This window comes from Candidatus Thermoplasmatota archaeon, assembly GCA_034660695.1.
Classification (GTDB): Archaea; Thermoplasmatota; E2; order UBA202; family DSCA01; genus JAYEJS01.
Genome location: JAYEJS010000041.1, coordinates 1 through 11,614, shown reverse-complemented (window position 1 = coordinate 11,614; position 11,614 = coordinate 1). Strand labels below are relative to the sequence as shown.

The following is an 11,614-nucleotide window of genomic DNA, read 5'->3' as shown; positions in this document are numbered from 1 at the left end:
TATGGCTTTGCGAATTTTTTGTCCAAATTCATAAAGTGTCATCTCATCCCACTCCAAGAGATAAGACATTGCTCTTTATAAAAAATGTCGAAATTTTTCAGGAAAAATTCCTATTCGTAGAGACTATTCCTCTTTTTTCAACCTCCGCACTACTCTCCTTCTTTTTCGATCGAATCCTTGAATAGGCGATAATGTCTCTTTATCCTTTCAACGTAGTCTCTATCTTCCAGAACATCCTTGACTCTATCCAACAATATATAGGCAAGTCCGGATTGAGGACTGGCTAGGTTTAACGAAGGACCCTTCAAATCCTTTATGATGACTGGGTCATTATCACCAAGCCAATCCGCATAAAATTTTGAATCTTCCCATCCGTATGCAATTACGGCCACGATTTCTTTTCTTCTTTCAGAAAATACGTTGAAGAATACCCTCCGACAGTCGCAGCCCACCTCATCGCAATAGGATTCAAGCAAGACATACCTTCCTTCGGGCAATTCTGGATCGTTAATTGCGATTATCGACCTGGTTTCTTCTTTTGCTATTTCCAGGAACTTTTCATGGAAGGGTGTGTATGACATAATAATACCTCCAATATCTATAGGTAATTAATCTCAATACGTTATCATTTAAAATCTTTACTCCCACCTCTTTTTTTCTTGGCTTGCATACCGCTGGCATGGTGGATGATGTTCTCTCCCTCGATTTCTCCTTCCAATGCTTTCCACGCGTACCCGGGATTTAATTCATATGCCCTGCGGTAGCATTCCTCACCTTCCTTTTCTCTTCCCATCGCTGCCAAAATTTCTCCTTTGGTAAACCACGCCATATAATACTCGTCATTCAGAGCCAGAGCTTTGTTAATGCATTTCAGCGCTTCCTCAAAATTATCTTTCACGGCATTTATGATACCTATGTGGTACCAGCCCTGAAGAAAAGAAGAATCATGCTCAACGCTTTTTTGATAGCATTCCAACGCCTCATCATATTTTTCTGAGGGGAGGTGGATGAGTCCTTTGTTGGCCCATGCGGGAGCGAGATCTGGCTTTATTTCAATGCATTTATCCAGTGCCTCCAGAGCCTTTTTGGTTTTTCCGAGCTTCGCCCACGCCAACCCCAGATCGTGCCATGCTCCAAAGTTGGACGGATCAATGGACAACACTTTTTTGAATAGATTTACCGCGGATTTCTCCTTCCCTACTTGTATTAATTCAATTCAGTTGCTCTCTCGCACACAGCGTCTATCTCCTCCTTGGTCATCAATTTATTCTTTTGAATGCCTTTCATATCATCGAAATGAACCTTTATCTTATGCACGGACATATTCTTTGTTTTTACGCTAGCTCCACAGAAAGGGCATGTTTCAAACTCCTCGGATTTAACCATAATCCTAATTATGTTTTTTATCTTAAACTTTTGGAGGCATTTCTCTCTCACTCAACCACTTCCAAACAACCGAATCCCATTGCATTCTTTTCTCCAATCCCTGCATCATAAGCAAATTGGAGTAATTCTTTACTAGCTTCAACAGTAAAGGTCATCAACGAGCACCTCCTCGGAGTTGCCTGTATGCCACCGCCTATAATAATGCGTTTTGGCTTGAAGTTTTTTACATTGATAATCTCAAAATGATCATTACTCAGCCCATTGCCATAATATTCTGTATACCTCTTTACGAGGTTTTTATGAACGTTCTCGTGAAATTTTCCATCCTTTGGATACAAATCCCATTCCACAAGTTTTCCGTCTTTTTCCCTCATCGTTTTAACAAATATCGGACTCGATGTTTTAAAAGTGCACGGGCTTTTCAATTCCATTTGCTTCAATATCTCTATTCTTATTACAACAAAATTTTCTTTATACAGATTAAATTCCGGTTCCTGAAGCAAACCTTCTGTAAAACTTTTTATAAACACCGCATCCGGCGAAGTAAGAATGAAATATGCATTTTCGAATGCTAATCCCTTGCCTGACGGTCTGCGATTCTCGAGCAACAAATTTGAAAAATTGTAAAATTTGAAACCCTGATGGAAATGTACTTCATCCGCCAGTTTTACATTTCCAACTGCCAATTTTTCGTACAGCATGGAAGCCATGGCATATTGATAATCATAAGGAAGTAAACCACCAGAAACATGATGTATAAAGATTTTCGCTCTCATTTGTTATCACCTACCTTAATAAAGTAGAACATAAAAACCTTATCAATTCACGCCTGCCTTCAAAATCTATATAAGTCATGTCATGATATACATAGGAGAACATGGGCTGCTACATATGCGGGGTAAAAAGCTTTGCAAAATGCCACCATTGTTATCAGGAGATATGCAAGGATCATGCTCACTTTGTTGAGAGCATATCTGCATACCTGTGTGATAACTGTTACTTCGCATATAAGAATGGTTCCCAAGATGTTATTGCAGAGTAAATTTTATATAGAAGAATTATTATACCGTTCTTGGTGATGTAATATGTTATCTGGAAAACAACCAATATTAATATTAAAAGAAGGGACTGAAAGAGAACAGGGTAAAGATGCACAGCACAACAATATGAGGGCTGCAATGGCGATAGCAGATGCTGTACGCTCCACTCTGGGACCAAAGGGAATGGACAAGATGCTCGTAGACAGCATGGGAGATGTTGTTATTACGAATGACGGTGTTACAATTCTCAAGGAAATAGACGTTGAGCATCCTGCAGCAAAAATGATTGTGGAAGTGGCAAAAACTCAGGACGAGGAATGCGGGGATGGGACAACTACTGCCGTAATACTTGCTGGAGAACTGCTTAAGAAAGCTCTTGAGCTTGTGGATCAGAACGTTCATCCGACGGTGATTGCAGATGGATACCGCATGGCCAGCAAAAAAGCATGCGAGATTCTGGGGAGTATTACGGAAGAGGTTAAGCCAGATGATGCCGAAATACTGAAGCAAATTGCAGTGACAGCCATGACCGGCAAGGCTGCGACCTCAAATAAGGAACTACTTTCAGATATTTCGTACAGGGCGGCAAAGGCTGTTTCCGATGAGGAAAATGGAAAAATTACAGTTGATCTGGACAACATAAAAATAGAGAAGAAACACGGTGGGTCTGTTGAAGATACAGAATTGATAGAAGGTATAGTACTGGACAAAGAGAGAGTTCATCCAAGCATGCCAAAAGTTGTGAAGGACGCGAAAATTTTGCTGCTCAATACTGCCCTAGAAGTCAAGAAGACGGAGGTGGATGCACAGATACGCATATCTGACCCGACGCAGCTACAGAAGTTCCTTAATGAAGAAGAGGCAATGCTTCGTAAGATGGTGGATAAAATAAAAGCGTCTGGTGCCGATACCGTACTATGTCAGAAAGGAATAGACGATCTGGCACAACATTATTTGTCCAAGGCGGGAATATTTTCCGTACGACGGGTAAAAAAATCGGACATGGAGAAACTTGCAAGGGCAACAGATGCTTCAATAGTATCAGAACTGGATGAAATTGGAGAGAGTGATCTGGGCTATGCAGGAAGAGTTGAAGAGAAAAAGATAGGCGACGATGAAATGGTTTTTGTCACGGAATGCAAAGAAGCAAAGGCTGTCACCCTTCTTATTAGGGGCGGTACAGAACATGTTGTGGATGAGATAGACCGCGGAATACATGATGCATTGTCCGTCGTGGCGGCTGCACTCGAGGATGGAAAAATAACGGCAGGTGGTGGTTCAGCAGCTACCGAGGTTTCACTCGGCTTGCGGGACTATGCCAACAGTGTTGGTGGCAGAGAACAGATGGCTGTTGAGAGTTTTGCCGATGCAATAGAAGTTATCCCAAAGGCACTTGCCACTAATGCAGGCATCGATGCGATAGACATGCTCATAGATCTGAAGAAGGCGCACAAAGAAGGAAATAAATACCACGGCGTTGACGTTTTCGAAGGCAAACCAAAGGATATGAGGAAACTAAATGTTGTGGAGCCGCTGAAAGTGGGATTACAAGCGGTAAAATCAGCTACAGAAACAACAGTTATGATACTGCGTATCGACGATGTAATCGCCGCAAAGGGAGGGGGCGGTGGAGGCGGTATGCCTCCGGGTGGAGGAATGCCCGGCGGCGGTATGCCCGGTGGAGAAATGCCCGAATACTAAGTGAGATGCTGATTGCCAAGTAAGCTTGCACCCTCTACCCATCTTTTTTATACTTTCACCTATTTTTGTTTTTTATGATACCTGTCAAAGATATGATACTGAATAAAAAAATGAGTGCCAATGAGTTAATTTGCCAGATGTACGATGCAGGCGGTTTTACTGCAAAAAAAATTGGTGAGGGAGTGAATATACTTGAAAGCATGGTAAAGGAGGGCTACAAAATAAGCCTTTCATTTCCTGCATGCATAATCGCCGCAGGAACGAGGGGAATTATAAAAGAGATGGTAAAACACGGCATAGTAAATCTTATTATGACCACATGCGGCACGCTTGACCATGATATGGCCAGAAACTGGAAGAATTATTACCATGGTTCTTTTCTGATGGATGATGTTGAACTTCACAGAAGAAAGGTGAATAGGCTGGGAAATATTCTCGTTCCAAACGAAAGTTACGGGACGATAATAGAAGAAAAAATGCAGGAGCTGCTGGGCCGTATGATCAAAGAAAAAAATGAGTGGGGTACAAGAGAAATTTGCTGGGAGATGGGAAAGATGCTTGGCGAGGAATCGATATTGTACTGGGCATGGAAAAGGGATGTACCTGTATATGTCCCGGGCATAACAGACGGTGCTGTAGGCTCCCAGATATGGATGTTTTCCCAATACCATCCATTCAAAATCGATTTATTGAAGGACGAAAAAGAACTGGCGGATATATTTTTCAATGATAAGGAAAAAATGGGGGCTCTCATAATCGGAGGGGGCATATCAAAGCACCATTTGATATGGTGGAACCAGTTCCGGGGGGGTCTTGATAGCACGGTTTATATAACGTCATCGCCGGAATGGGACGGCTCCCTTTCTGGAGCGAGAATCAGGGAAGGAATCTCATGGGGGAAGTTGAAAGAGGAATCGAAGCATGTAACAATAGAAGGGGATGCAACTGCCATCCTCCCTCTTATGGCTGCTGCCCTCCTTGAAAGGCTGGACATTGAGTGAGCGTTCGATAACTGTACCATATTTTTTATAAGACAAAAAGGGATAATGGTTTTTAAATGAAGGGAATAAAGTTGTTAACCCTCCTTAGCGCATTACTTATTATTTTTGGAAGCGGTGTGGCTGTGAACACGAATGCCGAAGGTGATGGAAACGGTAGCCACTATTTTGATATCGGAAATTTTGGGCAATGCGAGTCAGGCGGGGTAACCGGAAAGTATGCAATATCTGGACTGGAAGGATGCATTATTTCTGTTTATTCGGATAATGAGTCACATTTGTTGGATATAACTTACGAGGCAGGTCGTAGTGAGATGTATCTTCAAATTCTGGACAATGAATTGCTGGATAAACTTCTGGAAAAAGAGGGATGGCTTAAAGAATATATATGTAAATTATCATACAAAAAATTAACATTTGAAGGGTCACAATGTAAATATTCAGATGAAGATTGCAGCATCGAGATGCATGATACTTCCATCCAATTCCTGAAAATATGTACAACTGGGGACATTATTTTTTCAAATTTACAGGGATACAACACTAAAAAAATAAAAGACAATATCATCGAGCTTTCAAAAGAAAATTTTTCTGGAACTATAGTAAGCAATTATATGCTTGAGGAAAAAAGTGGCGGGATAGTAGCTCACAGAACGGCCATGTTTAGAGGCGTTGATACGAAGCCATTATCGGATGGGACGGAAGAAATGAAGACGGTTGAAGATGCGATAAAAACGGGTAGCCTTGGGGGAGAAATTACAATTATAAAAGAAGGGGGAGAATATAAAGTGGATTCTATATCATATTATGATAACGTTACCATAGGAAACAAAACAACGCCGACATCGAAAAAAGCTGAATTTACCGTGAGCGGCGACGAGCATACGGCAGGAAAGACCATAAAAGTCAATATAGGGAAAGGCGTACTGTCAGTGCAAGGACTTAGAGTAATGTTTGACGGAAAAGAAATTCCAATGGCTGAGGATATTGCAGATGTCCTAAATCCAAATGATGACGGGCTGCAGCCGGAATACGTGCTGGTCAATGTAAATTCCAAGAGCGGGGGAGAGTTTTTCTTATTGATAAGCATTCCGCATTTCAGCGTTCATGACATTACTATAGAGTCAATCGTGAAAAATCCGGTTTTTATAGGTATGGCAGTATGCAGCGCCATATCAATTTTAGTTGTTGCAACCTGGATATTGTTCAAGAGGGAGTGATCTATTTTTTAATATGATCGGGGTTCAAAGATGACCATGTTTCTACAAACCTATCGACGGCACCGTCAACAAATGTACTTCTATAAGTTATAAGAATTTTTATCACCTGTTCTCTATCCTTTACAGAATAGGATGTTTCTCTTCCCAAAGAAATGGCTTCAACAATGCCTGCTTCGATTATTTTTTTTAAATGAAATGATACGGTAGATGGAGATTTTTTCACCGCCTCACATATTTCCTTGTGGATGGAATTCTGGTGCATCAACAAAAAAAGCACTATATTGCGGGGTGTTTTTTGCCTCAATATGGCAATAATCTTTTTATCCTGAGTGCCCACCTTTAGCGAAACAAAATATCGGGTATATCTGCCATCCCTTTTAGATACTATTATCTCCCTTTTTTCGAGATAATGAAGGTGATAGTCGAGGGTGCTCAAAGACATGTTCAATTTTCTTGCGATTTCCCTTTCATGGAGCCCTGGATAGTTTAGAATAAGATCATATATTTTTCTTCTTGTTTCCAGAGCCAGTGAATCCTCTTTTATCATTTGGTAGCACTCCCGTCAAATTACCTATCATTTAACTGCTGTAAGATAAAGAAAAATAACTATTATAAGATCGAGAATGATGAGGCCGATACTTTGCTGGGCCACATTCGTGAGGAGAAGAATACCCTTTGTCAAAAACACAAGAAAGGCTACGACAAGAAAAAACATTTTTATATCTCTAATCCTGATATATGATGCCGTTGAAACTATCACCAATAAACACGAGAGACCGATCATCACAATGGATGAAAATACCACTATTTCTTCTATGCTAACACCCTTGAGTTTATTGGTAGGTGGTATAAAAAATTTTGTGTTCGATGTTTGTCTTATATGTTTCGATGTTTGTCAGATATTCTTTATAAGTAATAACAAATCTCTAGTTTTATATAATATATAATGGGGGATAGAAAGAGGAATTTCCCTCCTCTAATTTTACAATCACCGCCTCTTCTTCCCCCTGCCTCCCATAGTTCTTGCACAAAAGATAAAATTTTTATTATGAAATGTATCCCCCTACAAGCTTTTATATGCTCATGTCTATAAGTTTATAATGGAAAAGACGGGCACTGCTTCCCTGCCTTTGCATCCTGGAAAGGCGCCGCGATGGTTATTCGGGAGAATGGTAAAACTTGCCAAAGCAATATCCGGAGTTATGATCTACGAGTACGGGCATAAACGGTTTTTGCAGACAATATCCGATCCTTTCTGGTTTCAGGCCTTTTCATGTGTACTGGGGTTTGACTGGCATTCATCTGGAACCACAACCGTGACATGCGGGGCTTTAAAGGAAGCTTTGACGGCAGATGAGGGAATGCGCATAGCAGGCGGCAAGGGCAAAAGTTCGAAAAAAACTTTGGAGGAAATAGAAATTATTGGCAAGGAGATGGGCTTGCGAGGCGATGCTGTTGATACACTAAAATACTCCAGCAGGATGGCCGCAAAAGTGGATAATGCTGCCCTTCAGGACGGCTATAAACTGTATCACCATGCCATCATAATATCGGAAGATGGGGATTGGGCTGTTATTCAGCAGGGAATGAATGTCGATTCAAGATATGCAAGAAGGTACCACTGGCTTTCTGACAACGTAAAAAGTTTTGTAGAAGAGCCTCATGATGCAATTCTTGGGAGGGGCGGGGAGGTAATGGACATGACTGCAAGGGAAAGCAAAGATGCAAGAGATATATCCGTCGATCTGGTAAACGATGATCCAAGACATTTGAAGAGAGAATGGGAGTTGCTGAAAAAACCTTCATGGCAGACAACTCTGGATGGATGGAAGGGGATGAAAAATCCACATCTCGAGATGCCAAGAAGGATAAACTGGAATGTGATGAAAGGGATGTATGAGTTCCAGCCAAAGAATTACGAGGAAATGCTTTCAACAAAGGGTGTCGGCCCGGCAACTGTCAGGGCCCTTGCTTTTATTTCCGAGTTAATGTACGGCTCACCCCCCTCATGGAAAGACCCAATAAAATATTCTTTTGCCGTTGGTGGCAAGGATGGCATTCCCTACCCCGTAAATAGGAAGGCGATGGATGAGGCAACATCACTTATAAGGGAAGGAATAAATGAGGCAAAAATTGGAAACGAGGAAAAGCTGAGGACGGTTAAACGGCTGAAAAAAATTTTACCCCAGCCATTGTAGAATTCAAAAAGTATATCTATACATTTTTAATACATGAGCATGAAAAAGTTCATTATATTAGCACTGGGGGTTTTGATTGCATCTTCCCTGAGCGGATGCATGGAAAATGAAAATAATCACATAGCAGTCATAAAAACAAGCATGGGAACGATGAAAGTTGAGTTATATGAGGATAAAATGCCTGCAACAACTAAAAATTTTATAAAACTCGCTAACAACGGATTTTATAATGGTCTTGTTTTTCATCGTGTCATTGATAATTTCATGATACAGGGCGGTGGATTTTATCCCAATGGCACAAATAAGGAAAGCCCGTACGGGCCAATAGATTTTGAGACCAATCCTGATTTACAGCATGTTGACGGTGCGATATCCATGGCAAGGACAACCGATCCCAACAGTGCCACAAGCCAATTTTTCATCTGCGACGGAGCGCAGCATTTCCTTGACGGACAGTATGCCGCATTCGGCAGGGTTATTGAAGGAATGGATGTATTGGAGGCAATTGCCTCAGTAGATACGACGACAAAGAATACACCATATGGGCCGATGCAGGATTGGCCGGTTGATGAGGTAATAATAAACAGTATAACAATAGAAGAACAATAAGTGTAAAAAATTTATTATACTGCTGGCGTATAAATGAACATGGCATTTGGAAAGATAATTGTGCTATTGTCCCTGCTTGCATTATTTTTGCCGTCAGCGGGAGCATGTTTTGTTTCGTCCCAGCTTGAACTTAATGTTGAGGATGCCCCACCAGTCCCGCCCACGGATTCCGTAACCATAAATGCTGATGTGACCTTCAGATGGGGGTTTGGCTCATTTCTGCCCCTTCCTGTTACCATATATTTTGATACAGATGATGTTCCTGAATGGCTTTCCGTGTCACCTTCCCTGTACTCATTTACCATTACTCCAAAAGGATTTAGTGGAGGGGAGGAAAGGAAGACCATTTCCATTAAATTAACAGCCAAAAAAGAAACAGCAGCGTTTTCATATGATTCCTTCAATATTCACGCCTATACAAACGGAAGTTTTCTGGTAAAGGGGTCGGAGGCGGAGGAAAAAGTGACGGTCATGCAGGATTTCGAGGATAAGGGAATTGCACCACAACTATCCGATAACATGATAAATGTTGTTAAGGGCGGAAGTGAGAAAGTTTACCTGAATATAACCAACCTGTGCAATGGCGATATTTACGTTAAGATAAATACACTGAACTTATCAAGTGCCTGGAAAGTAACGGCTGCTCAGACAGATTTTGTTGTCCCGTCCAAATACGCAGGTGGCAATACCAAATCCATACCTTTGATATTCAGGGCTGATGGAGTAAGTTCAGAGGAAGGCTGGATAGAGGTAATTTATTCCCCTTCTGCAAATCCAGATTGGGGTGAAAAAACTGCTTCCATTCCCGTATTCGTTAAAAGCACAGAAAAAGGCATATCTGGAGGTGCTATCGCTTTTGTCATCATTTTAATACTAATTATCGTGGTAGTTATTGCTCTCGTCTGGAAGAAATACAGGAAAGCTTAAAATTTTTAAGCTCCGCCACGTTAATTGAACGTGCTCCCATCACTCATAAAAAAACATGAAAGGTATCGCTCCTCTGGATTAAACCTTATTGCATCCGAGAACAAAATTATTCCTTCTGCTCTAAGTGCCCTTTCATCAGATCTTGCTGGCAGATATGGAGATAAATGGTACGGCGGGAGCGAATTTACGGTTAAAATTTTCGGTGAAGTGGAAAAACTGGCAAAAAAGGTTTTTAACGCAAAATATGCATTTGTTACACCTCTATCAGGAAATGTATGCAATTTGGCCATTCTTTTTTCCTTTACTTCATACCGGGGAAAGATCGCTGCAATTTCAAAGGAAGAGGGGGGTTATCCGTTTGGCTACAAAAAATTTGAACGGACTTTTGTTCCCCTTCCAACAGAAGATACAGAAATAATTATGGGGAAAGCGAAAGAAGTTATAGATTCTGAAAAACCCGAAGTCACGATGCTGGGCGCCTCTACCATTCTGTTTCCCCACCCGATAAAAGAACTTGAAAACGCAAAGAAGTATGGCACGCTGGCTTATGATGCTTCCCATGTTCTGGGCCTTATAGCAGGCGGCAAATTCCAGCAGCCGTTAAAAGAGGGGGCAGAAGTAATGATAGGTTCAACCCACAAAACATTTCCAGGCCCTCAGGGGGGCGTTGTTCTTACAAATTCCACGGAAAAGGCTGATGCGTTAAAAAAAATGCTTTTATTTGACTTCGATGAGGGAATTGGCTTGATCGATAATCCACATGTCCATCGTATCGCTGCCCTTGGAATTGTTCTCGAAGAAATGCTGGAAAATGGAAAAAAGTATGCAGGGCAGATAGTAAAAAATGCACAAAAACTTGCCTTCCTGCTTAATGAAATGGGCATACCAATAAAATTTCCGGAAAAAAATTTTACGCAGTCACACCAAATTTTACTTGACTTTCAGCCGGAAAAGGCAAAAGCGTTCTGTAGAAAAATGGAAGGACAGAGAATTTTCGTAGACATTTCAGGGCGTGTCGGAGTTGCCGAAGCCACGCATACAGGTATGAAAGAGCAGGAAATGGAGGAAATTGCCCACATTATGGTGGATGCATACCATGGAAAAAATGTAAAAGACAGAGTAAATAAAATGGCAAAAGAATTTTATTAACACTTTTGGGGGTTGACCATGCTGATGAAAAAAGAAAGGGAAAGGTATTGGCGGCAGATTATCATTCCAGGTTTTGGGACTGAAGGGCAGAAGCGATTGAAAAAAGGCAGGGTGGCAATAGTGGGTGCAGGAGGTTTGGGCTCGGCTGTCGGCATGTACATAACTGCTGCCGCCTCAAGAAAAATTTCCCATTTTGGAAGCAGTAGCCGGGATAACCGGAGCAATCCAGGCGACAGAAGTTATAAAGTTTTTTGTGGGAAGATGTTCCTCAGAATGGGTAACATCATAGATTTTTGAAGCAATATCTCAGCAACCTCTCTCAATTTTCAACCAATTTAAAGTCAGCTTTCTGATCGTCGGGATCAAAGTGCGATTTGATATGCAAT

Annotated in this window: 14 protein-coding genes; 9 read left to right on the top strand and 5 right to left on the bottom strand. The window is 41.3% G+C overall.

Annotated features, from left to right (window positions below):
- Positions 1-149 precede the first annotated feature (149 nt).
- From U9O96_02230 to cas6, 4 genes are read right to left on the bottom strand one after another with little or no spacing between them, the layout of a single operon-like run.
- The gene (locus U9O96_02230) at positions 150-581 is read right to left on the bottom strand and encodes a hypothetical protein (GenBank protein MEA2053925.1); all 432 of its coding nucleotides are present in this window, start codon (positions 579-581) and stop codon (positions 150-152) included.
- Positions 582-625: 44 nt separating this feature from the next.
- On the bottom strand, positions 626-1,207 hold the full coding sequence (locus U9O96_02225; protein MEA2053924.1) for a tetratricopeptide repeat protein: 582 nt from the start codon (positions 1,205-1,207) through the stop codon (positions 626-628).
- Entirely contained in the window at positions 1,207-1,386 is a 180-nt protein-coding gene (locus tag U9O96_02220) for a hypothetical protein (GenBank protein MEA2053923.1), read from the bottom strand. Before U9O96_02220 ends, U9O96_02225 begins: the two co-directional genes overlap by 1 nt.
- Before the next feature lie 47 nt (positions 1,387-1,433).
- Positions 1,434-2,162, bottom strand: coding sequence for a CRISPR-associated endoribonuclease Cas6 (cas6, locus tag U9O96_02215; GenBank protein ID MEA2053922.1), 729 nt, complete (start codon positions 2,160-2,162; stop codon positions 1,434-1,436).
- Between the two features lie 101 nt (positions 2,163-2,263).
- Between cas6 and U9O96_02210 the strand changes: the two genes are divergently transcribed.
- The 4 genes from U9O96_02210 (at position 2,264) to U9O96_02195 (ending at position 6,345) form a co-directional block, all read left to right on the top strand.
- Positions 2,264-2,428: a hypothetical protein gene (locus U9O96_02210; GenBank protein ID MEA2053921.1), complete on the top strand. Its 165-nt coding sequence runs from the start codon at positions 2,264-2,266 to the stop codon at positions 2,426-2,428.
- A gap of 43 nt (positions 2,429-2,471) precedes the next feature.
- Entirely contained in the window at positions 2,472-4,127 is a 1,656-nt protein-coding gene (gene thsB, locus U9O96_02205; GenBank protein MEA2053920.1) for a thermosome subunit beta, read from the top strand.
- Between the two features lie 74 nt (positions 4,128-4,201).
- Positions 4,202-5,128, top strand: a complete 927-nt coding sequence (locus U9O96_02200) for a deoxyhypusine synthase (GenBank protein MEA2053919.1) — start codon at positions 4,202-4,204, stop codon at positions 5,126-5,128.
- A gap of 56 nt (positions 5,129-5,184) precedes the next feature.
- Positions 5,185-6,345, top strand: coding sequence for a hypothetical protein (locus tag U9O96_02195; protein ID MEA2053918.1), 1,161 nt, complete (start codon positions 5,185-5,187; stop codon positions 6,343-6,345).
- A gap of 1 nt (position 6,346) precedes the next feature.
- Here the strand turns inward: U9O96_02195 and U9O96_02190 are convergent, their stop codons facing one another.
- Complete coding sequence (locus U9O96_02190) at positions 6,347-6,892, bottom strand: ArsR family transcriptional regulator (protein ID MEA2053917.1); 546 nt, start codon at positions 6,890-6,892, stop codon at positions 6,347-6,349.
- Positions 6,893-7,445: 553 nt separating this feature from the next.
- Between U9O96_02190 and U9O96_02185 the strand changes: the two genes are divergently transcribed.
- From U9O96_02185 to U9O96_02165, 5 genes are read left to right on the top strand one after another with little or no spacing between them, the layout of a single operon-like run.
- Positions 7,446-8,543 (top strand): DUF763 domain-containing protein, encoded by a 1,098-nt coding sequence (locus tag U9O96_02185; protein ID MEA2053916.1) that lies wholly within the window; start codon positions 7,446-7,448, stop codon positions 8,541-8,543.
- 39 nt (positions 8,544-8,582) lie between these two features.
- Positions 8,583-9,152 carry a peptidylprolyl isomerase gene (locus U9O96_02180; GenBank protein ID MEA2053915.1) on the top strand — a complete coding sequence of 190 codons (570 nt, stop codon included), beginning with the start codon at positions 8,583-8,585 and terminating at the stop codon, positions 9,150-9,152.
- A 39-nt stretch (positions 9,153-9,191) separates the two neighbouring features.
- Entirely contained in the window at positions 9,192-10,079 is an 888-nt protein-coding gene (locus tag U9O96_02175) for a hypothetical protein (GenBank protein ID MEA2053914.1), read from the top strand.
- 30 nt (positions 10,080-10,109) lie between these two features.
- Positions 10,110-11,228, top strand: coding sequence for a hypothetical protein (locus U9O96_02170; GenBank protein MEA2053913.1), 1,119 nt, complete (start codon positions 10,110-10,112; stop codon positions 11,226-11,228).
- Positions 11,229-11,246: 18 nt separating this feature from the next.
- On the top strand, positions 11,247-11,525 hold the full coding sequence (locus U9O96_02165) for a ThiF family adenylyltransferase (protein ID MEA2053912.1): 279 nt from the start codon (positions 11,247-11,249) through the stop codon (positions 11,523-11,525).
- Positions 11,526-11,614: the final 89 nt, after the last annotated feature.